At 70.6% G+C, this 19952-nt stretch carries 21 protein-coding genes; 15 read left to right on the forward strand and 6 right to left on the reverse strand.

Translation table 11 applies throughout. The annotated features are described in order from the left end of the window. The first annotated feature begins 45 nt into the window (after positions 1–45). The 3 genes from ACFY1J_RS33130 (at position 46) to ACFY1J_RS33140 (ending at position 2689) form a co-directional block, all read left to right on the forward strand. Entirely contained in the window at positions 46–819 is a 774-nt protein-coding gene (locus tag ACFY1J_RS33130; protein ID WP_390732492.1) for an SDR family NAD(P)-dependent oxidoreductase, read from the forward strand. Positions 820–1008: 189 nt separating this feature from the next. Beyond that, positions 1009–1590, forward strand: coding sequence for a DUF2165 family protein (locus ACFY1J_RS33135; protein WP_390710169.1), 582 nt, complete (start codon positions 1009–1011; stop codon positions 1588–1590). A gap of 124 nt (positions 1591–1714) precedes the next feature. Next, a complete protein-coding gene (locus ACFY1J_RS33140; RefSeq protein ID WP_390710170.1) occupies positions 1715–2689 on the forward strand; it encodes a UbiA family prenyltransferase in 975 nt (324 codons plus the stop codon). Between the two features lie 103 nt (positions 2690–2792). Here the strand turns inward: ACFY1J_RS33140 and ACFY1J_RS33145 are convergent, their stop codons facing one another. The 3 genes from ACFY1J_RS33145 to ACFY1J_RS33155 form a co-directional block, all read right to left on the reverse strand. Next, a complete protein-coding gene (locus ACFY1J_RS33145; protein WP_390710289.1) occupies positions 2793–3497 on the reverse strand; it encodes a response regulator in 705 nt (234 codons plus the stop codon). 17 nt (positions 3498–3514) lie between these two features. Beyond that, positions 3515–4633 carry a sensor histidine kinase gene (locus ACFY1J_RS33150; protein WP_390710171.1) on the reverse strand — a complete coding sequence of 373 codons (1119 nt, stop codon included), beginning with the start codon at positions 4631–4633 and terminating at the stop codon, positions 3515–3517. A 236-nt stretch (positions 4634–4869) separates the two neighbouring features. After that, positions 4870–5190, reverse strand: a complete 321-nt coding sequence (locus ACFY1J_RS33155; protein ID WP_390732493.1) for a hypothetical protein — start codon at positions 5188–5190, stop codon at positions 4870–4872. Positions 5191–5409: 219 nt separating this feature from the next. Between ACFY1J_RS33155 and ACFY1J_RS33160 the strand changes: the two genes are divergently transcribed. The 3 genes from ACFY1J_RS33160 (at position 5410) to ACFY1J_RS33170 (ending at position 8404) form a co-directional block, all read left to right on the forward strand. Continuing rightward, positions 5410–6009: a TetR family transcriptional regulator gene (locus tag ACFY1J_RS33160; RefSeq protein WP_390710173.1), complete on the forward strand. Its 600-nt coding sequence runs from the start codon at positions 5410–5412 to the stop codon at positions 6007–6009. A gap of 839 nt (positions 6010–6848) precedes the next feature. Next, positions 6849–7649 carry a response regulator transcription factor gene (locus tag ACFY1J_RS33165; RefSeq protein ID WP_390710174.1) on the forward strand — a complete coding sequence of 267 codons (801 nt, stop codon included), beginning with the start codon at positions 6849–6851 and terminating at the stop codon, positions 7647–7649. An 8-nt stretch (positions 7650–7657) separates the two neighbouring features. After that, positions 7658–8404, forward strand: a complete 747-nt coding sequence (locus tag ACFY1J_RS33170) for an HAD family hydrolase (protein ID WP_390710175.1) — start codon at positions 7658–7660, stop codon at positions 8402–8404. A 227-nt stretch (positions 8405–8631) separates the two neighbouring features. On the opposite strand, the gene ACFY1J_RS33175 is transcribed toward ACFY1J_RS33170, so the two are convergent. Beyond that, positions 8632–9294 (reverse strand): 4'-phosphopantetheinyl transferase, encoded by a 663-nt coding sequence (locus ACFY1J_RS33175; RefSeq protein WP_390710176.1) that lies wholly within the window; start codon positions 9292–9294, stop codon positions 8632–8634. Between the two features lie 373 nt (positions 9295–9667). Between ACFY1J_RS33175 and ACFY1J_RS33180 the strand changes: the two genes are divergently transcribed. The 9 genes from ACFY1J_RS33180 to ACFY1J_RS33220 are packed head-to-tail and all read left to right on the forward strand — an operon-like array spanning position 9668 to position 17431. Next, the gene (locus tag ACFY1J_RS33180; protein WP_390710177.1) at positions 9668–11014 is read left to right on the forward strand and encodes a class I adenylate-forming enzyme family protein; all 1347 of its coding nucleotides are present in this window, start codon (positions 9668–9670) and stop codon (positions 11012–11014) included. Continuing rightward, positions 11011–11790: an SDR family NAD(P)-dependent oxidoreductase gene (locus ACFY1J_RS33185; protein WP_390710178.1), complete on the forward strand. Its 780-nt coding sequence runs from the start codon at positions 11011–11013 to the stop codon at positions 11788–11790. The genes ACFY1J_RS33180 and ACFY1J_RS33185 overlap by 4 nt, the downstream gene beginning before the upstream one ends. Next, positions 11784–12062 carry an acyl carrier protein gene (locus ACFY1J_RS33190; RefSeq protein ID WP_390710179.1) on the forward strand — a complete coding sequence of 93 codons (279 nt, stop codon included), beginning with the start codon at positions 11784–11786 and terminating at the stop codon, positions 12060–12062. Before ACFY1J_RS33185 ends, ACFY1J_RS33190 begins: the two co-directional genes overlap by 7 nt. A 39-nt stretch (positions 12063–12101) precedes the next feature. Further along, complete coding sequence (locus ACFY1J_RS33195; protein ID WP_390710180.1) at positions 12102–12890, forward strand: AfsA-related hotdog domain-containing protein; 789 nt, start codon at positions 12102–12104, stop codon at positions 12888–12890. A gap of 57 nt (positions 12891–12947) precedes the next feature. Beyond that, positions 12948–13277 carry a YciI family protein gene (locus ACFY1J_RS33200; protein ID WP_390710181.1) on the forward strand — a complete coding sequence of 110 codons (330 nt, stop codon included), beginning with the start codon at positions 12948–12950 and terminating at the stop codon, positions 13275–13277. Positions 13278–13282: 5 nt separating this feature from the next. Then, complete coding sequence (locus ACFY1J_RS33205) at positions 13283–14827, forward strand: FAD-binding oxidoreductase (protein WP_390710182.1); 1545 nt, start codon at positions 13283–13285, stop codon at positions 14825–14827. 40 nt (positions 14828–14867) lie between these two features. Beyond that, on the forward strand, positions 14868–16487 hold the full coding sequence (locus ACFY1J_RS33210; protein ID WP_390732494.1) for an acyl-CoA carboxylase subunit beta: 1620 nt from the start codon (positions 14868–14870) through the stop codon (positions 16485–16487). Next, a complete protein-coding gene (locus ACFY1J_RS33215) occupies positions 16484–16690 on the forward strand; it encodes an acyl-CoA carboxylase subunit epsilon (protein ID WP_390710184.1) in 207 nt (68 codons plus the stop codon). The genes ACFY1J_RS33210 and ACFY1J_RS33215 overlap by 4 nt, the downstream gene beginning before the upstream one ends. Before the next feature lie 33 nt (positions 16691–16723). Next, positions 16724–17431: an ester cyclase gene (locus ACFY1J_RS33220; RefSeq protein WP_390710185.1), complete on the forward strand. Its 708-nt coding sequence runs from the start codon at positions 16724–16726 to the stop codon at positions 17429–17431. A gap of 59 nt (positions 17432–17490) precedes the next feature. Here the strand turns inward: ACFY1J_RS33220 and groL are convergent, their stop codons facing one another. Further along, positions 17491–19119, reverse strand: coding sequence for a chaperonin GroEL (gene groL / locus ACFY1J_RS33225; protein WP_390710186.1), 1629 nt, complete (start codon positions 19117–19119; stop codon positions 17491–17493). A 121-nt stretch (positions 19120–19240) separates the two neighbouring features. Continuing rightward, positions 19241–19549: a co-chaperone GroES gene (gene groES, locus ACFY1J_RS33230; protein ID WP_316747423.1), complete on the reverse strand. Its 309-nt coding sequence runs from the start codon at positions 19547–19549 to the stop codon at positions 19241–19243. Positions 19550–19952 lie beyond the last annotated feature (403 nt).

Consider the following 19952-nt stretch of genomic DNA (forward strand, 5'->3'; position numbering starts at 1 on the left):
CGTCACGACACGGACTCCGCCAGTCCGGGTAACTACTCTTGGGCCATGACAACGGCTCTGATTACGGGATCGACCGCGGGGATCGGTGCCGCGTTCGCGCGGCGGCTGGCGGCCGACGGGCACAACCTCGTCCTGGTGGCACGGGACACCAAGCGGCTGCACGAACAGGCGACCGAGCTGCATGACCGGCACGGCATCGAGGCCGAGGTGCTGACGGCCGACCTGGCCGAGGACGCCGGCATCGAAACGGTCGCCGCGCGGCTTGCCGACCGCAGGAACCCGGTCGACCTGCTGGTCAACAACGCGGGCTTCGGCAACAAGGGCCGCTATCTCGATGTGCCGATGGCCGACGAGCTGCGGATGCTCAAGGTGCACTGCGAGGCGGTGCTGCGGCTGACCTCGGCGGCGGCGGAGGCGATGCGCGAGCGCGAGCGCGGCGGGGTGGTGAACGTCGCGTCGGTGGCCGCGTTCGTCCCGCGGGGCACGTACGGGGCGTCCAAGGCGTGGGTCGTGCAGTTCACGCAGGGCGCGGCGAAGGACCTGGCGGGCAGCGGCGTACGGCTGATGGCGCTGTGCCCCGGCTTTGTGCGCACGGAGTTCCACGAGCGGGCCGGCATGGGCACGGACAACATCCCGGGCTGGATGTGGCTGGACGCGGACAAGCTGGTAGCGGCGGCGCTGGCCGATCTGGCGCGCGGGAAGTCGCTGTCCATCCCGGACCCGCGCTACAAGACGCTGATGGGTCTGGTGAAGGTGACACCGCGGGCGCTGCTCGGCGGGATCACCTCGAAGACGGGACGCAAGTACGGGCCCCAGTAGGCCGATCGGGAGGCCGTCGACAGCAGGCTCCGCCGTATGCGAGGCCGGACGGCGAGGCCGGACGGGCAGGTCGAAGAGGGAGCTGTCGGGGCCGGGCAGGCGGCGGCAGGCTGAACGTCAGACGTACCGGGCGGCCCACTGGTGAGACGCCCGGGTGCTCCGCTCCGCCCTACCTTCGAGGAGACTCCCATGGCGCTCACTGCCGCCCGGACGGCCCACAGCGGCGCGTCCACCATGCCCGCGGGCCGTTCCGACCTCGCGGTGCGCTCGCGCCTCGCCGCGTTCAACGCCTTCCTTCTCAGCGGTCTCACCCTGTGGCTCGGGCTGGTGACGCTGAACAACCTGAACGACTTCGGCACCAACCGGGCACTGATCAGCCGCATGCTGACCATGACCGACCTGCTCCACGACCCGGTGCGCGGCAACGGCCTGCAGTGGCGGGCGCTGCCGGACTCGATGGCGACACCGACCCTGATCGGCGTCATCGTCTACGAGATCCTCACGGTCGCCCTGCTCGCCCGGGCCGCCGTGCTGCAGGTGCGCAGGGCCCGCGGCCTGCACGCCGGCATCGTCACCACACGGCACACGAACCTCGCGCTGGGCGCGTTCATCGGCCTGTTCCTGCTCTTCCTGTCGGGCGGCATGTGGTTCGGTTACTGGATCTACATCGGCGCCGCGCAGCAGGTCCACTTCACCGGCCTGATCATCGGTCTGCTGGCCGCGCTCCTGGTCAATCTCCCCTCGGTGACCGGGGCGCAGCAGGAGCAGTGAACCAGCCGGTGACCGGCGCCCCGTCGGCGGTCCGTCCGGTACTCCTTCTTCCCCAAAAGGAGTACCGGAAGGACCGCCGATGGGGCATGTGTGCCCGGTCCGGCGTTCATTACCGTCCTTGGCCATGGGGGTATACACCGCACGACTCAGCGCTCAGCTCATACATGACGGCACGGAGATCGTTCCTCTTTCCGGCGCCCACGGCATCACCCGGCACCGGAAGGGTCTCTGCTTCCGGCTCTTCGTCCAAGAAGCACGCCCCAGCGTCCAGTTCATCTTTCTGATGCGGTTTCTGGCCGGGGCGGTCCTGGCGGTCGACGGTCGGTTCTCCGGTCTCGGGGCGCCCGTGGTCGTGGCGGGGATCGGCTGGGTGCTCGCGACGTTGTTCACGTACGGCATCAACGGGGTGTGTGACGTACACGAGGACCTGGTCAACAAGACGGGCCGGCCCATCGCCCGGGGAGAGCTGCCGCCCGGGATCGCGGCGGTGTGGACCTGGCTGTGCGCGGCCGGTTCCGTGATCGCGATGCTGTCCACCGGCAGCACCCTGCTCACCGCGTACGACCTGCTGTTCCTGCTGCTCGGATACGCCTACTCCGCGGCCCCGTTCCAGCTGAAGCGGACCGCTGCCGGAGCCTCCGGCTCGGTGCTCCTGATGGGGTTGCTGACCTATGCCACGGGGTGGACGGCCGCCGGGCGGACGCTGCCCACGGGACCGGATCTCGCCGTCGCGGCAGCGATGTCGCTCTGGATGGCGGCGGTGGGCGCGGTCACCAAGGACTTCTCGCACGTCGCCGGCGACGCGGCGGCCGGGCGGCGCAGCTCGGTCACCGCCTGGGGCGACGGGACGGCGCGGCTCACCGGAGCCGTCGGGGCGCTGGCGGTGGCCGGGATCTTCGCGGCCGTGGCCGCGCACCGTCCCGCGCTGCTGGGACCGGCGGCCGGCGTGCTGCTCTGCGGCGCGGTCGCGGTCGCGGTCCTGTGCCGTACGACCCGGGGGAACGAGGCCAGGGGGCGTACTCCGTACCGCGCCTTCATGGTGACGCAGTACCTGACACATCTGACGCTCTTCGCGACGCTCGGCTGGGCGGCGGCGTAAGCCCGTGCCGCTCGACCCGGGTTCGCCCGCCTTCCGGCCTGGTGTGCACGTGTCTCCCCGGAATCCCCGTGGGACGCGGACACACCGGGCCGTCGCGTCGCGCTCAGGACCCGCGGCGCAGGCCCGCTCCGAAGCGGGGTTCGGCGGGGAGGCGGCCCGGTGCGGGGATCAGCCGGCCTTCGACCGCCTTGTTGACGGCGTCGATACGGGAGACGGCGTCGAGCTTGGCGAAGATGTTGCGCATGTGGCGCTTGATGGTGCCCTCGGCGATCCCGAGCCGCACGGCGATCTGACGGTTGCTCATGGCCTGTGCGACCAGGCCCAGGACTTCGGCCTCGCGATCGGAGAGAGTCCCCTCGGGCGTGGCCGGTTCGGGGCGCAGGCTCGCCGGTGAGACGGACACCGTGACCGTGCGTCCGCTGCCGCCTTCGCCGTCGCGTACGGCGGAGACCAGCGTCTCGCGGCCGGCGCTCTTGTGCAGATAGCCGCTGACCCCCAGCCGCAGCAGCTCCTGCACCAGTTGCTGGCCGTCGTACATGCTGAGCACGATGATGCGCAGGCCGGGGTCTCGCTCCAGGAGTCTGCGGACGGTCACGGGCGGGTCGTTGCGGGGCATCTCGATGTCGAGCAGGACGACGTCGGGGCGGTGTTCGGCGGCGAGCCGGACGGCGTCCTCGCCGTTGCCCGCCTGGGCCACCACCTGGAATCCGGGCTCGGTGCGCAGCAGGTCGCACAGGGCTTCACGCAGCAAGGTGTGGTCGTCCGCGACGAGGATGCGGACGGTGTCGCCGAGTTCGCCGCCCGCCATGGGCTTGTGGTGGTCGCTCACCGGACGCTGTGGCCTTCCTTGATGGGTATCCAGATGGTGACGTGGGTCCCGCGACCGCGCGCCGAGTCGATGTGCAGGGTGCCGTCCACCAGGTCGGCCCGCTCCTGCAGTCCGGTCAGCCCGTTGGCGCGGCGGCCCGCGCGGGTCTTCGCGACGTCGAAGCCGAGGCCGTCGTCGATGATCTCGGTCTGGATCTCGTGCGGTGCGATGTCGATGTGGACCACGATGTTGCCCGCCTCCGCATGCCGGAAGGCATTGCGCAGGCATTCGCGGACCATGATGAACAGCTCCTCGGACACCGGCTGCGGAATCCATTCGTCAAGGCCGCGCACCCACACCCGGACCGGGGTGACGGAGTCGCCCATCGAGGCAACGAACTGGCTGATCGCCTCCTCCAGGCAGCCGGAGACGGACGGACGGCGCAGTTCGGTGACGAGTTCCCTGGTCCGCGCCAGCGTTTCCAGAATGGCCGCCTGGGCGGACCGTACGGTCGGGGGCACGTCGCCGCCCCGCCGGCTCAGCTCGACCTCGTAGAGCTCCAGTTGGCGCATGGCCAGGCTCAGCGAGTTGCCGACCTGGTCATGGATCTCGCGGGCCAGTTTGCGGTGGCCCTGTTCGTGCACCTCACGGACCCGGCCGAGCATGAAGGAGTCGTACGCGATCGAGCCGACCTCGAGGCGGCGGCCGATGCCCTGCTGCAGGGCGCGGACGGCGGCGGTGTACCCGTTGACCCGCTCGGAGTCGTTCTCGCCGACGTCCTCGATGCTTCTGAGCAGGTATTCGAGCACCGTGTCGAAGAGGATGACACCGGCACGCACCGAGTGGGTGAGGTGGATGCTCTGCTGGACGCGAATCCCGCCCAGGTCGACCACTTCGGCGATTTGGCTGTCGGTGACCGTGGTCCGTCCGAGCGCGAGGCTCTCGGCGCAATCGGCGAAAATTCGACGGGCCTGAAGCTCGCACTGTTGCCACACCTGGGTGGTGCCGACGAGCGGGCTGCTGATGGCGCGCAGGCGTGCCGCGTAAGCGGCGACGGCCGCGTCCTCGTACGACCTGAAGCGGCGTGCGGAAATGGCGCTGAGACGGTCGGTACGGCTGCCCATGAATTCGCCCAAGACGTTCTCCTCCCCCGTGGCCCAGAGCCACCCCCGCGGCGTCCGATCCGGGTGCAGAGTAAGCCCAATCGGCAGTGATTTCACAGAAGGTGGCGCAAAAGAGCCCCTCCGGAATTCACTTGAAAAAACAACTGGATGGCCGACAAAAACAGGCCCGGCAGCGGGGGACTGCCGGGCCTGTCGGGGGGAATGGCTGCTTGCCGGGTCTGGCGCGAATGCTCTGGCCCGCGCGGACGCTACGAGCGGCGGCGGAGCACCGCGGCGCGCACCTTCAGGAGCGTGGGAAGCAGGGCGTAGACCACGGCCGGGACGACCACACCGGTGACGATCAGGTTGCGCAGCAGCACCGGGAGGCCCATGACATAGGGGCCGATCAGAAGCTGCGCGACGGTGAGGGCCGCGAAGACCGACAGCCAGGTGAACAGGAACCGGGTGTGGATGGAGGGCAGCGCCGCCGGGGACGCGGCCTGGGCCCGCGCCGGAGTCCGGGGAGCGGCGGCCGTCGCGGCGGTGGCGGTCTCGGCGGTGACGGCGGGGCGGGAAGCGACGGTGGTCATGACGGATTCCAATCCGGTCGGCGTCTGCGCGGCTGAACTTCTGGATCGCTGGATTGCTCTGCCGGCTCTGGAGCCGGGTGGCGCGGGGTGTTGCTGAGTCCTGGGGCCGGGGCTGTGGTGCCTTGCCCGCGGCGACACCACAACTAAAGCAACCAACTAGTTGGATGTCAACCAGCTAGTTGGTTGGCGATTGGGGGTGGGGCGTCCTAGCCTGGAGCCATGACACGGGACACTGGCCACACCAAGGAGCGGCTGCTCGCCGCCGCCACCGAAGAATTCGCAGCTCACGGGATTGCCGGCGCGCGCGTCGACCGCATCGCCGCGAACGCGGGGGTCAACAAGGAGCGCATCTACGGCTACTTCGGCAACAAGCAGAAGCTCTTCGACGTGGTCGTGGCGCGCGCCCTCGACGAGGTCGCCGAGGCCGTGCCGCTCCAGGGCGGGGACGATCCGGCCGAGTACGTGGGGCGGGTCTACGACTTCCACCGCGACAACCCCGTGCTCGTGCGGCTTCTGCTGTGGGAGGGCCTGCACTACCGCAACGACGTGCTGCCGGGGGAGGACAGCCGGCGCGGTCATTACGAGGACAAGATCGCTGCGCTCGCGCAGAGCCTTGGGCTCCCCCGGGCCCTGGGCGAGGAGGCGTCCGCCGAGGTCGCTCCCGTGCTGCTGACCCTGATCGGCCTGGCCGTATGGCCTCACGCGGTGCCGCAGATGGCCCGGCTGATCCTGGGCACGGCCGCGCCCGAGGTGGATCTGCGCGAGCACGTGGTGGAGTTCGCGAGACGGGCCGTCGCGGGGGCGCGCGCCGGGGTCTGACGCCGGGGGGATCCGGGGCGGGGCCCGTGCCCGGGGCGCGGCCGTCGCCCTGCCGTAGCACGCCGGAATCCGGTGCAGGGCCACAACTCCCGGCACCGGACCATCACCCTGCCGCAGCGGACCGAGATCCGAGGCGGACCCCATCCCGGGACGAGACCATCGCCCTGCCATAGCACGCCGGAATCCGCTGCAGGGCCACAACTCCCGGCACCGGACCATCACCCTGCCGCAGCGGACCGAGATCCGGGGCGGACCCGATCCCGGGACGAGACCATCGCCCTGCCATAGCACGCCGGAATCCGCTGCAGGGCCACAACTCCCGGCACCGGACCATCACCCTGCCGTAGCACGCCGGGATGGCGGTGGAAGCCGTACCGTGCCATCGCGACCGGATGGCTGCCGCGGGCCGGGATCCGTGGCCGGGCACCGGGCCACCGCCCTGCACAGCTCCAGGCCCCTCCCCCTCCCCGCACATCCAGGCTGGGGCACCGGTCCGGCGCTTCACGTGCTGGATTTCGTCCGGCGGCCACGCCACGCCCCCGCGCCCGAGCTGCCGTTGCACTGCTCACGGGCGGGCCCCTCTGCGTTCGGGGCACGGGAGTCCGGACCGGCACCGGCCTTGCCGCCCCCGCGACGGCACCGCTCGGCTCGGGCCGCGTCCTTCTCCTTCCAGGACATCAGGCGAGCGAGGCATCCCCCTACCACTTTCGGTCCGTCCGCCCCCCGTCTTGGAGGCACTGGCCCCCTGCGCGGGCCCCGGCGGCTCTAGCGTCTGCGGCATGGAAGGCCCACGGGGGGCACCGCCGAGGACCCAGAGGACCCATGGAGGTAAGGCCACCATGTCACCGCACCGCGCTGCTCTCGAGGCAGTCGCCACCCAGCCCTTGAACATCGTTCTCTCCATCCGCGACGATCTGCAGCGCTACGGACTCGAAGGCATGCTGAGGTCCCTCCGCGAGGTCGCCGCCTGCCATCCCTTCGCCGACCTCACGTCCGCCGTGGACGCCGTGCGTGACCCGGCGACCGACCTGCTGATCGTGGCCCCCGAGGCAACGGACCTGGACCCCGACTCCGTACTGCACCGCGTGGCCGCCTACAGAGTGCGCGTGCTGCTGCTCCTGCCCGACCTGGACTCCGTGGACCTGGACCGGGTGGCGTCCCTGTCCGGCGCGTCGCTGCTCTGCTCGGACGGCCTTCAGATCGAGGACCTGCACAAGGTGCTCACCGCGATGGGGGAGGACGAGGTCCACATACCGGCCGCGCTCACCCGCCTTCTGCTCCAGCTCGCGGGGCGCGGCCGCGGCGCGCCGCAGGCCGTCCCGGCGCCGCCCCGGCTGACACCGCGGGAGCGTGAGGCGCTCGGGCATCTCGTCGAGGGCCTCAGCAACAAGCAGATCGCCCGCCGGCTGCACATCTCGGAGCACGGGGTGAAGCGTCTCGTCGCCAGCATCCTCGCCAAGCTGAACTGCCCCAACCGCACGCTGGCAACGGTCCGCGCCCTGCGCGAGGGCCTGTGCGCCCCGGCGGCGCAGCACCCCACGGGCCGCCCCGCCCACCGCTCCTCCCAGGACGGCGATGTCCGCCCCGTCCCGTCGGCCACCGGCCAGGTGGTTGCCTCCTCCCTCACGAACGGCAGGTAAGCCTCTCCATGTATCCCGACAGCACTCCCCACAGCGCTCCCGCGGCCTTCTTCGACGTCGACGAGACCCTGGTCAACACGAAGAGCATGTTCCACTTCCTGCGCTTCTGGATGGCCCGGCACGGCGACGACGGCAGCGGCTACGAAGCCGTCATGGCCGGCGTACACCGGGCAGCAGCCTCCGGCGTGCACCGCTCGGAGATCAACCGGGCCTACTACCGGCGCTTCGCCGGCGTACCGTACGAGGCCCTGCTGGAGGCCGGGCGGGACTGGTGGCAGCAGTACCGCCGAGGATCCGCCGCCGTCGTCGTCCCGGCCTGGGCCGCGGCCACCCGGCACCGCAAGGCGGGCCATCTGCTGGTCCTGGTCTCGGGGTCGTTCCGGGGCTGTCTGGAGCCGCTCGCCGAGGATCTCGGTGCGCACCGCATCCTGTGCTCGGAACCCCTGCTGGACGCCGACGGCCGGCTGACCGGCGAGGTCGCACGGCCGATGATCGGCTCGGTCAAGGCGGACGCCGTGCGCGAGACCGTCGTCGAGCTCGGCCTGGTCGCCGCGGACTGCAGCTGCTACGGCGATCACTCCAGCGACCTGGACATGCTCGGCGCGGTGGGCAACCCGGTGGTGGTCGGCGGCGACCGGGTGCTGCTCGAGCACGCCCAGCAGCTCGACTGGCCCGTCCTGTCCGCCACCCCCGGACACCTGCCGTCTCCGGACGCCTCGCCCACGCGGCTGCTGACCGCGGCCGAGCGGCGCTGAGCGCTCCGCCGGAAGGGCCGCGATGCGCGTCCGGTCCTTTGCGGCGCCGTCGTGGCCGGTCGCACCCGCGCGCGGCGGACCCGTGTCCCGACACGGCCTCGCGGAGCCCCTTCAGGGCACCACCGAACCATCCCGATACGGCCTCGCCGCGCCCCCTGCAGCGCACCGCCGAACCGCTGCCGGCTTCGCCCGGCCCTGCCTGACGACCGTCCCGGGTCACCCGTCCCTCACCGGCCGCGCCTCATCGCTATCGCGGTGAGGACGAGCCCGTCCCGTACCGCCCAGTGGCCGGTGAACCAGGCGATGCGGTCCCCGTCCACCACCGGCCCCGGCACCAGCAGGCATGCCGTGTACGTTCCGGCGTCCGGGTCGAAGGTGAGCCGGGCGTCGCGGAAGCCGAGCCAGCGCCGGGCCAGCGGGTACCAGGCCTTGTAGACCGTCTCCTTGGCGCTGAACAGCACGGTCGCCCAGTGCACCGCGGGGTGGCTGCGCTCCAGTTCGCGCAGGTGGGCTCGTTCGTCCGGGCCGGTGATGTACGCGACGAGCTCCTCGGCGAGCGGCTCGTGGGGCTCGGCGTCGATCCCGATGGAGTGGTACTCGCGGCTGTGCGAGAGGGCGGCGGCCCGGTAGCCGTCGCAGTGCGTCATGCTGCCCGTCACCCCGGCCGGCCACTCCGGCTCCCCCTTGGGACCCGAACCGACCGGGGCCGGCGGCACCCCGAGCACGGTCATCGCCGTACGGGCGCAGCGCCTGGTGGTGACGAATTCGCGCCGGCGGTGCTCCACCGAGTCCGTCAGATACGGCTCCTCCTCCGGGAACACCGGGGAGTCGAGCAGGTCGACCGTGGTGTCGGCACCGGCGACGGCAGGCGGAAGTATCTGCTGAATCATTTCTTCTCCTGGGCGGAAGGCGCCGCGAAAAGGCGCACCAGGGCCCGCCGGATGCGGCGGGCCACTGCCATCCCAGGACAAGGTCATGACAGCAAATCGCTTCCCCGATGATGCCGTGCGCGATGCCTCTTCCGCTACATGGCCGTCCGGGCATACCCGGGAGCGCTGCCCGAACGGCTACGCCGGGTCGGCCACTCCGAACGAGGTCCCGGAAAAGGCAGATTGAAACCCGGAACGACACCTCCCTAGAGTTTTCCCATCGAAATAGACCAAGGAAATTCGCGACCAGAACAACGCGACCAGAACAGCGCAACCAGAACAGTGCGACCCAAAAACGCCGTAGAACAATGCGACCGAATAACGGGAGATCCCGATGCCCCATTCTTTCCTGGACCGGCTGAAAACGTTCGGTGATGCCGAGGCCGTCGTCTTCGAGGGCCGCTCCCACGGCTACGACGAGCTGCTGCGCCTCGTCGACGACTGGCGCGGCTTCCTCGACCGCCACCAGGTGGCCGCGGGCGAGGTCGTCACGCTGGAGGGCGCCTACTCCCCGCAGGCCTGCGCCGGCCTGCTCGCGCTGATCGAGCGCGGTGCGGTCGTCGTACCGCTCAGTGCGATCCCGGCCGCCAAGCGCGCGGAGTTCCTGGACGTCGCACAGGTGGAGGTGGTGATCGAGGTCGACGCGAACGGCGGCGAGCACCGGGCCGAACGCACCGGGCGCAGCGCGGCGCACGAGTTGTACGAGGAACTGCGCGCCACCGGGCATCCGGGCCTGGTCCTGTTCAGCTCCGGTACGACAGGCCGCAGCAAGGCCTCGGTGCTGGACTTCGAGAAGGTACTCGGCCGCTACGGCGAGCCGACCCGGCCCGGCCGCATCCTGTCCTTCCTCAGCCTGGACCACATCGGCGGCGTCAACACCCTGCTGCACACGCTGAGCCAGGGCGGCACCGTGATCACGGTGGCGGAGCGCACGCCGGACTCCGTTTTCGGGGCGGTCGCCGAGCACCGGGTGGAGATCCTGCCCACCACGCCGACCTTCCTGAACATGGTGCTGATCTCCGGCGCCCACGAGCGGCACGCCACCGACTCCCTCGGACTCGTCACCTACGGCACCGAGCCGATGCCCCTGCAGACCCTGCGCCGTCTGGCCCAGGCGCTGCCGGGAGTCCGGCTGAAGCAGACGTACGGCCTGTCGGAGCTGGGCATCCTGCCCACCCGCTCCCGGGGTGACGACACGCTGTGGGTGAAGCTCGGCAACTCCGGGTTCGACCACAAGATCATCGACAACGTCCTGTGGATCCGCTCGGAGATGGCGATGCTGGGCTACCTCAACGCCCCGGCCCCCTTCGACGACGAGGGCTACTTCAACACGCAGGACGTCGTCGAGGTCGACGGCGAATGGGTGCGGATCCTGGGCCGCAACTCCGAGATCATCAACGTGGGCGGCGAGAAGGTCTACCCGAGCGAGGTCGAGAGCGTCCTGCTCCAGCTGGACAACATCGCCGAGGCCACGGTCAGCGGCCGGCCCAGCCCGGTGACCGGCATGGTGGTGAAGGCCACCGTGCAGCTGGTCGAGGCGGAGGACCGGCGTGACGTCATGCGCCGGGTGCGCGAGTTCTGCGCGCAGCGCCTGGAGGCGTACAAGGTGCCGGCCCTGGTCGAGATCGCCGCCGCGCCCATGCACTCCGACCGGTACAAGAAGATCCGGAGCGCGGCATGAGCGCCCACGAGCCGGCGACCGGGACCGGAGCCGTGACCGCCACCGGGAACGACGACCGCGTCGCCGTGATCAGCGGCGGCAGCAAGGGACTCGGCCGGCTCCTGGTCGAGCGGCTGCTCATGGACGGCTGGCGGGTGGCGACGTTCAGCAGGTCGGCCAACGAGTTCGTCAAGGACCTTCAGGTCACCGCGGAGGACCGCTTCCTGTGGGAGGCCGCCGACCTCACCGAGCCCGACTCACTGCGGGAGTTCGTACGGACGGTGCGGCGCCGCTTCGGCCGTGTGGACCTGCTGATCAACAACGCGGCGGTGCTGCACCAGGAGCTGTTCCTGACCACGTCCGCGAAACAGACCTCGACGCTGATCGCCGCCAACCTTCTCGCCCCGATCACGCTCGCGCACGCCTGCGCCCGCTCGATGACGAAGCAGGGCGGCGGCCAGATCCTCAACGTCTCGTCCATCAACGCCATCCGCGGCTATCGCGGTGTCGCCGTCTACTCCGCCACCAAGGCGGGACTCGACGGATTCAGCCGGAGCCTCGCCCGGGAGCTCGGCGCCTTCGACATCCGGGTCAACTCGATCGTCCCCGGCTTCTTCGACAGCGACATGACGTCCGACGTCACGGAGCGGAACCGGGAACGCATCCAGCGGCGCACGCCGCTCGGCCGACTCGGCGACATCCATGAGATCGCCGACGCCGTCCTCTACCTCATCTCACCCGACGCCTCGTTCATCACGGGGCAGACCATCGTCGTCGACGGAGGAATCACATGCTGACCACGACCGACATCACCGCGACCGTCCACGAGCAGATCAACGCCCTGCTGAAGGAGGCCGGCAAGCCCGTGCTCCTGCTCACCGGGGACGAGCCGCTGGCCCGGATCGGGCTCAACTCGCTGCTGCTGGCCCGGCTGATCATCCAGCTGGAGATGGAGTTCGGCGCCGACCCGTTCGAGGAGGACTACGTGATCTCCGACGTGCGGACGGTGGGCGCGCTGGCCGACGCCTACATCGAGACGCTGGCGAACCTGGCCGCGGCCACCGCCTGAGCCCGGACCGCCCACCACCACGACCGGAGGGACCGACCCATGTCACGCTCCACGGCACAGTCCATGTCGCCCGATGCCGTCATCGCCGTCGGCGACCGCTTCGAGGACTTCCTCGTCAACCGCGGCACCGTCCCCGTCTCCGACCTGCTGGCCCGGCTGCGCTCCGGCGACGTGCCGGAAAGCCTGGCGGTCGCCATCGGACAGGGCCTGAGCGACGAGCAGTTGGCGGAGATACGCACCCTGGCCGACCGGCACGCGCCGGCGGTCACGGTGGCCAAGTCCGGGGTGCCCGAGCGGGCCCGGCAGCAGCTCACCCACAAGCACGACGCCAAGAACGTACTGATCGGGCCGGTCGGCCAGATCGGCGAGAACCGCTTCGCCGCCGACCTCGTGCTCGACCAGCGCGTCGAGGTCCTGGAGGACCACCTCACCGGCCAGCACATACCGGCCATCACGCTCCTGGAGGCCGCCCGGCAGTTCTGGACCGTGGTCACCGAGCAGTTCTACGTCACCGGCCCCGACCGCACCCGGTTCGTCATCGGCTCGGTCGGCTCCACGTTCCACAGCTTCGTCTTCCCGCTCGCCGCGACGCTGCAGTACGAGCTGCTGGAGCTGACCCGCACCCCGGTGGGGCCCGTCTTCAAGTGCCGGATCTCGATCCACCACGGCGACACCCTCGCCAGCGTGATCGACGCCGAATACCGGGTGATCCCCGAGCCCTTCAGCGTCAAGCAGGAGAAGATCGCGGCCCGTCAGGCCGTGGTCGCGGAGCTGACCCGGCTGCGCGACCAGGCCGCACCGGCGATGAGCGGCGGCCAGGCTGCCTGACACCGCCCCTGTCCCTGTCCCTACGACCCCTTCCCCCCACGACCCGAGGAGAGACAGATGCTGTGGGCGATCCACTGCCTCGACGCACCGGGCACCGCCGAACTGCGGGCGGCCCAGCGGCCCGCGCACTCGGCCCGGCTGCGGGCCACGCCGGTGCGGCCGGTGCTCTACGGGCCCCTGGTCGACGCCGACGGCACCACCGCGGTCGGCAGCCTGATCGTGGTCGAGGCCGCGAACCGGGAGCAGGTGGAGGAGTACGCCCTCGCCGACCCGTTCGCCGTCTCGGGCGTCTGGGAACGCATCGACATCCAGGCGTTCACTCCCTCGCAGCGCTCCCCCGTGCGGCTCACGGAGGAGGCCGCCCGGGCCACGGAAGGACAGCCGTGACATCCGTGAGCGGCCGTCCCCGGCTCCCGCATGGCGTCGGGCCCCGGGAGTTCGCCGAGGCACTCACCGCGTTCCGCGCGGTGCTCGGCGACTCCCGGGTACTGACCCACGAGGACATTGCCCTCGTGGGCTACGACGACCCGCAGCCGGTCCTCGGCCCCGGGCACTTCGTCCCCAGCGCGGCGCTGCTGGCCGCCTCGGTCGACGACGTACGGCGCGTGCTGGACGTCGCCAGGACCTTCGGGGTGCCGCTCGCGCCCGCCCTGCCCGGCCGCAACACCGGGCTCGGCGGCGCGGCCCCCCGGCTGCCCGGCGCCGTCGTCCTCGACCTCAGCCGGATGAACCGGGTGCTGGAGGTCGACGAGACCTTCGGGTACGCCGTCGTCGAGCCGGGCGTCACCTTCGTCGACCTCGCCGCCCATCTCGCCGCACGCGGGCTGCCGTACCGGGTCGACCCGGTGGGCCTGGGCTGGGACAGCGTCGTCGGTCACGCCCTGGCCACCGGCGGCCTCACACCGTACGAGGACGAGCCCGCGCTGTGGTGCGGGATGGAGGTGGTGCTGCCGGACGGCGACCTGGTGCGCACCGGGATGGGCGGCCTGCGCGCCTCGCGCTGCGCCCATCTGTGGCCCTACGGTTTCGGCCCCTCCTTCGACATGATGTTCGCGCCGCCGAACCTGGGGATCGTCACCAAACTCGGCATCCGGCTCCGCATCGCGCCGCCGTACCGCCGTACCTTCACCGTCTCCGTGCCGCGGGCGGAGGACCTCGGCCCGCTGGTCGACGCCCTGCGGACGCTGCGCGCCGACGGCACGCTCCCCGAGTCGCCCACCGTGCACGGCCTGCTGCTGGACGCGGCCGCCGCGGGCCGGTGCCGCGACACCCTCCCCGGCGCTCCGGGCCCTGTGCCCGACAGCGCCCTCGCCTCCGTCATGGCCGATCTGCGGCTCGGCCACTGGAACGCGTACGGCGCCGTGGCCGGCAGCCGTTCCGTCGTGCACGCCCAATGGGCCGCCGTGCGCACGGCGCTGGCGCCGATCCCCGGGGTGCGCTTAAGGCTCGGCGAGCCGGACGACGGGCGTGACACGCCCGGCCTGTGGGGCGACGCGGCCGACGGCTGGCTGAAGCACGGCGGGCATCTTCCCGTCACGCCCGTGCTGCCGGGTACCGGCGCGGACGCCCTGGCACAGTACGCGCGGGTGCGCGGGCTCGTCCGGACGGCCGGAAAGGACTACCTGGGCTCGTTCGTGGTGGGCCGACGGGTGCTGCACCACCATGTGCCCGTCGTGTTCGACATCCGCGACCCGGACGACCGGGCCCGCACCCTGACCTTGTGCGAACGCCTGGTGGCGGACGCGGCGGCGGCCGGGCTCGGCGTACGGCACGCGCACCCGGCCCTGATGGACAAGGTCGCGGAGACCTACGCCTTCCACGGGCACGCGCTGCGGCGGCTCGGCGAGCGGGTCAAGGACGCGCTCGACCCGGCAGGCGTGCTGGCCCCCGGCGCCCATGGCATCTGGCCCCGCCGCTACCGCGGCCTGCGCCTGTGACCCGGTAGCACCCGAGACCCGTACCGAAAGGAGACCGACCATGTCCATACAGACCCTGAGCAACAGCCAACTGGCCGAGCTCGAGGAGGAGTTCGCGGCCCCGTCCGCCCCGCCGTCGCTGCGGGCCCGTACCGCCGAACTGGACGGACTGCGCGCGGGCGTGGTCGCGGGCGACGCCGCCGCCACCGAGCGGCAGCACGCCAAGGGCAAGCTGACGGCCCGGGAACGCATCGAACTCCTGCTGGATCCGGGCACGTTCAGCGAACTGGAGCCGCTGCGCCGGCATCGGGCGACCGGCTTCGGCATGGAGGAGAAGCGTCCGCACACGGACGGCGTGATCGGCGGCTGGGGCACGGTCCACGGCCGTACGGTCTTCGTGTACGCGCACGACTTCCGGATATTCGGCGGCGCGCTGGGCGAGGCGCACGCGCAGAAGATCCACAAGATCATGGACATGGCCATCGCGGCGGGCGCTCCCCTGGTGTCGCTCAACGACGGCGCGGGCGCCCGTATCCAGGAGGGCGTCACCGCGCTCGCGGGCTACGGCGGCATCTTCCAGCGCAACACGAAGGCGTCGGGTGTCATCCCGCAGATCAGTGTGATGCTCGGCCCGTGCGCGGGGGGCGCCGCCTACTCGCCCGCCCTGACCGACTTCGTCTTCATGGTCCGCGAGACGTCCCAGATGTTCATCACCGGCCCCGACGTCATCCAGGCCGTCACCGGCGAGCAGGTCACCCAGAACGGGCTCGGCGGCGCGGACGTGCACGCCGAGACGTCGGGTGTCGCGCACTTCGCGTACGACGACGAGCGGACCTGCCTCGAAGAGGTCCGCTATCTGCTCTGTCTGCTCCCCCAGAACAGCACCGAGACACCACCCGAGGTGCCCTGCGACGACCCGGCCGACCGGCCCTGCGCCGAGCTCCTGGACATCGTGCCCGCGGACCCGGCCCAGCCGTACGACATGCACCGGGTGGTCGAGGAGGTGATGGACGAGGGCGAGTTCCTCGAGGTCCAGGAGCGCTGGGCGGGCAACGTCATCTGCGCGCTCGGCCGCATCGAGGGCCGCCCGGTCGGCATCGTGGCCAACCAGCCGCTGGTGCTGGCCGGGGTGCTCGACATCCATGCCAGCGAAAAGGCCGCCCGGTTCGTACAGTTGTGCGACGCTTTCAACATCCCGGTGGTGTCACTGGTCGACGTGCCCGGTTTCCTGCCCGGCGTGGACCAGGAGCACGGTGGCATCATCCGGCACGGCGCCAAGCTCCTTTACGCGTACTGCAACGCGACCGTCCCCCGGATCCAGGTGATCGTGCGCAAGGCGTACGGCGGGGCCTACATCGTCATGGACTCGCGCTCCATCGGCGCGGACCTGTCGTACGCGTGGCCCGCCAACGAGATCGCCGTGATGGGCGCGGAGGGCGCCGCGAACGTCATCTTCCGCCGTGAGATCGCCGCGGCCGACGATCCGGAGGCGACCCGGGCCCGGCGCGTGGCCGAGTACCGCGAGGCACTGATGCATCCGTACTACGCCGCCGAGCGCGGGCTCGTCGACGACGTCATCGCCCCGCAGTCCACCCGGGCCGTCCTCGCCTCGGGGCTGCGGATGCTGCGCACGAAGAGCGCGCCGCTGCCGCACCGCAAGCACGGGAACCAGCCGGCATGAGCGCCGTCGACGGCATCGATGGCATCCGGGTCCTGTCCGGCGAGCCGACGCCCGAGGAGATCGCCGCCGTCCTGGTCGTCCTGCACAGCCTGGTCAACCAGCGCGTGGGGGACCTGCCCGCCGACGTCATCCGCCCCGCCGCCTGGGCCCGCGCGGGCCGCACGCAGGGCATCTCGCCGCTCCGGTGGGAAAATGGGGCGTGACGGAACCGGACCAGGGGGGCCGGAGGCAGCGCCATGACGTTCGTACAGCTCATCGAATGCAGGACCAGCCGGCTGGACGAGATGAACCGGCTGATGGACGACTGGGTCGAGCAGACCAGGGGCAAGCGGACGGCGACGCACGCGGTGGTCGGCAAGGACCGTTCGGACGCGTCGCACGTCGTCGAGGTGGTGGAGTTCCCGACGTACGAGGACGCGATGCGGAACTCGAACCTCCCGGAGACCGGCCGGATCTTCCAAGAGTTGGTCGCGTTGTGCGACGAGACCCCTACGTTCACGGATCTGGACGTCGTACGCGACGAGCAGTTGTACGAGGGCACCGTGCGGCGGTTCCTCGACACCCTCGCCACCGCGGGCGAGCTGCCGCCGCTCAACGACCTGCTCGACGAGGACATCCACAGCCACGATCCGATCAATCCGCAGAACACGATCGGGCTGGACAACGCCCTCGGCGAGTACCGGATGTGGCGGAGCGCCTTCGACTTCACCTTCACGGTCGAGGACGTGCTCGCCCAGGGCGACCGGGCCTGTGCGCGGTGGACCTGGAACGCCACGCACAAGGGCGACTTCCTGGGGATCGCCCCCACCGGCAGGCAGGTCGCCATGACCGGGATGACGCTGTTCCGGTTCGGCGACAACGGCAAGATCGCCGAGACCTGGTGGCAGCACGACCAGCTGGGGCTGATGCAACAGCTGGGCGCCCTCGACCAGTTGGAGCAGTAGACGGCGCAAGGCCCGGCACTCCGCGGGGAGTGCCGGGCCTTGGCTCAGGAGCGTGTCGCTCAGTGGGCGTGGCCGTGACCGTGGCCGTGGCCCGCCTCGGCCGGCTCCTCTTCCTTCTTCTCGACGACCAGGGTCTCGGTCGTGAGCAGGAGGGAGGCGATGGAGGCGGCGTTCTCCAGGGCGGAGCGGGTGACCTTCACCGGGTCGATGACGCCGGCCTTGACCAGGTCGCCGTACTCGCCGGTGGCGGCGTTGTAGCCGTTGCCCTTCTCCAGCTCGGCGACCTTGGAGACGATGACGTAGCCCTCGAGGCCCGCGTTCTCCGCGATCCAGCGCAGCGGCTCGACGGCGGCCTTGCGGACCACGGCAACACCGGTGGCCTCGTCGCCCGTCTTGCCGAGGTTGTCGTCCAGGACCTTGACGGCGTGGACCAGCGCGGAGCCACCACCGGAGACGATGCCCTCCTCGACCGCGGCGCGGGTCGCGGAGATGGCGTCCTCCAGACGGTGCTTCTTCTCCTTCAGCTCCACCTCGGTGGCGGCGCCGACCTTGATCACGCACACGCCGCCGGCCAGCTTCGCGAGGCGCTCCTGGAGCTTCTCGCGGTCCCAGTCGGAGTCGGTGTTCTCGATCTCGGCCTTGATCTGCGCGACGCGGCCGTGCACGTCCTCGGTCTTGCCGGCGCCGTCGACGATCGTGGTGTCGTCCTTGGTGACGGTGACACGGCGGGCGGAGCCGAGCACGTCCAGACCGACCTGGTCGAGCTTGAGGCCGACCTCCTCGGAGATGACCGTGGCACCGGTGAGGATCGCCATGTCCTGCAGCATCGCCTTGCGGCGGTCGCCGAAGCCGGGGGCCTTCACGGCGGTGGCGTTGAAGGTGCCGCGGATCTTGTTGACGACCAGGGTCGACAGGGCCTCGCCCTCGACGTCCTCGGCGATGATCAGCAGCGGCCTGGAGGCACCGGCCTGGATGACCTTCTCCAGCAGCGGCAGCAGGTCGGCGATGGCGCCGATCTTGCCCTGGGTGATCAGGATGTACGGGTCCTCGAGGACGGCCTCCATACGCTCCTGGTCCGTCACGAAGTACGGCGACAGGTAGCCCTTGTCGAAGGCCATGCCCTCGGTGAAGTCCAGCTCCAGACCGAAGGTGTTGGACTCCTCGACGGTGATGACACCGTCCTTGCCGACCTTGTCCATCGCCTCGGCGATGAGCTCGCCGACCTGCTGGTCCTGGGCGGACAGCGCGGCGACGGCGGCGATGTCGGACTTCTCGTCGATCGGGCGGGCCGAAGCGAGGAGTTCCTCGGAGACGGCGGCGACGGCGGCGTCGATGCCCTTCTTCAGGGCGGCCGGGGAGGCGCCCGCGGCGACGTTCTTCAGGCCCTCGCGGACGAGCGCCTGGGCCAGCACGGTGGCGGTGGTGGTGCCGTCACCAGCGATGTCGTTGGTCTTGGTGGCCACCTCCTTCACCAGCTGGGCGCCGAGGTTCTCGAACGGGTCCTCGACCTCGACCTCGCGGGCGATGGTGACGCCGTCGTTGGTGATGGTGGGGGCGCCGAACTTCTTGTCGATGACGACGTTGCGGCCCTTGGGGCCGATCGTCACCTTGACCGTGTCGGCAAGCTTGTTGACGCCGCGCTCAAGGGCGCGACGGGCGTCCTCGTCGAACTTCAGGATCTTCGCCATGACAGCGTGAGCCCTCTCGGAAATCTTGGGTGAACGAAAACTGCGCCCCCGGCGCCCGGCTTCCTATGGGTCGCGGGGGCCAAGGGCGCAGCTCAAAGCAACGAAATGTGCTTCGGGTGAATTACTTCTCGACGATCGCGAGCACGTCGCGAGCCGAGAGGACGAGGTACTCCTCGCCGTTGTACTTCACCTCGGTGCCGCCGTACTTGCTGTAGAGCACGACGTCGCCGACCTTGACGTCGAGCTCGACGCGCTTGCCGTCCTCGAAGCGGCCCGGGCCCACGGCCAGGACGACGCCCTCCTGGGGCTTCTCCTTGGCGGTGTCCGGAATGACCAGGCCCGAAGCCGTGGTCTGCTCGGCGTCGAGCGGCTGGACCACGATGCGGTCCTCAAGCGGCTTGATGGCAACCTTGGAGCTGGCGGTCGTCACGATCCGACCTCCCCCTTCGGAGATCTCACGGGGTTAACTGTCTGAGGTGGCGACCAGGTGGATCCGTCGTCGCGGGTGCCGGACCTGCCCGTCGCGTTGTTGGCACTCTCCAGGGGGGAGTGCCAGGGCCGAGACTATGACCGCGATTAGCACTCGGTCAAGCGGAGTGCCAATGCCTGCGGCGCGTCGGCCGTGGTTCCGCTCTCGGCGTACGCCTGCCGGCCTGCCCGGTGACGCTGCGACCGCCCCTGGGGGCTGCCGCCCCCAGCCCCCCGCATCGGCCTGAACGGCCTCGTCCTCAAACGCCGGACGGGCTGGTTGTGGCTGAGCAACACCGTCGCCTGCGGATGGCGGCCCTCGTCCTCTGTGTCCAGGACGGAACCGTGGCACTCGTACAGCCGGC

Source organism: Streptomyces sp. NPDC001406 (assembly GCF_042895285.1).
Classification (GTDB): Bacteria; Actinomycetota; Actinomycetes; order Streptomycetales; family Streptomycetaceae; genus Streptomyces.

Excerpts from the sequence above, each read along its gene's own strand:
- ACFY1J_RS33130 (WP_390732492.1), top strand. The coding sequence starts at position 46 with ATGACAACGGCTCTGATTACGGGATCGACCGCGGGGATCGGTGCCGCG.
- ACFY1J_RS33135 (WP_390710169.1), top strand. The coding sequence starts at position 1,009 with ATGGCGCTCACTGCCGCCCGGACGGCCCACAGCGGCGCGTCCACCATG.
- ACFY1J_RS33140 (WP_390710170.1), top strand. The coding sequence starts at position 1,715 with ATGGGGGTATACACCGCACGACTCAGCGCTCAGCTCATACATGACGGC.
- ACFY1J_RS33145 (WP_390710289.1), bottom strand. The coding sequence starts at position 3,497 with ATGGCGGGCGGCGAACTCGGCGACACCGTCCGCATCCTCGTCGCGGAC.
- ACFY1J_RS33155 (WP_390732493.1), bottom strand. The coding sequence starts at position 5,190 with ATGACCACCGTCGCTTCCCGCCCCGCCGTCACCGCCGAGACCGCCACC.
- ACFY1J_RS33160 (WP_390710173.1), top strand. The coding sequence starts at position 5,410 with ATGACACGGGACACTGGCCACACCAAGGAGCGGCTGCTCGCCGCCGCC.
- ACFY1J_RS33165 (WP_390710174.1), top strand. The coding sequence starts at position 6,849 with ATGTCACCGCACCGCGCTGCTCTCGAGGCAGTCGCCACCCAGCCCTTG.
- ACFY1J_RS33170 (WP_390710175.1), top strand. The coding sequence starts at position 7,658 with ATGTATCCCGACAGCACTCCCCACAGCGCTCCCGCGGCCTTCTTCGAC.
- ACFY1J_RS33175 (WP_390710176.1), bottom strand. The coding sequence starts at position 9,294 with ATGATTCAGCAGATACTTCCGCCTGCCGTCGCCGGTGCCGACACCACG.
- ACFY1J_RS33180 (WP_390710177.1), top strand. The coding sequence starts at position 9,668 with ATGCCCCATTCTTTCCTGGACCGGCTGAAAACGTTCGGTGATGCCGAG.
- ACFY1J_RS33185 (WP_390710178.1), top strand. The coding sequence starts at position 11,011 with ATGAGCGCCCACGAGCCGGCGACCGGGACCGGAGCCGTGACCGCCACC.
- ACFY1J_RS33190 (WP_390710179.1), top strand. The coding sequence starts at position 11,784 with ATGCTGACCACGACCGACATCACCGCGACCGTCCACGAGCAGATCAAC.
- ACFY1J_RS33195 (WP_390710180.1), top strand. The coding sequence starts at position 12,102 with ATGTCACGCTCCACGGCACAGTCCATGTCGCCCGATGCCGTCATCGCC.
- ACFY1J_RS33200 (WP_390710181.1), top strand. The coding sequence starts at position 12,948 with ATGCTGTGGGCGATCCACTGCCTCGACGCACCGGGCACCGCCGAACTG.
- ACFY1J_RS33210 (WP_390732494.1), top strand. The coding sequence starts at position 14,868 with ATGTCCATACAGACCCTGAGCAACAGCCAACTGGCCGAGCTCGAGGAG.
- ACFY1J_RS33215 (WP_390710184.1), top strand. The coding sequence starts at position 16,484 with ATGAGCGCCGTCGACGGCATCGATGGCATCCGGGTCCTGTCCGGCGAG.
- ACFY1J_RS33220 (WP_390710185.1), top strand. The coding sequence starts at position 16,724 with ATGACGTTCGTACAGCTCATCGAATGCAGGACCAGCCGGCTGGACGAG.
- groL (WP_390710186.1), bottom strand. The coding sequence starts at position 19,119 with ATGGCGAAGATCCTGAAGTTCGACGAGGACGCCCGTCGCGCCCTTGAG.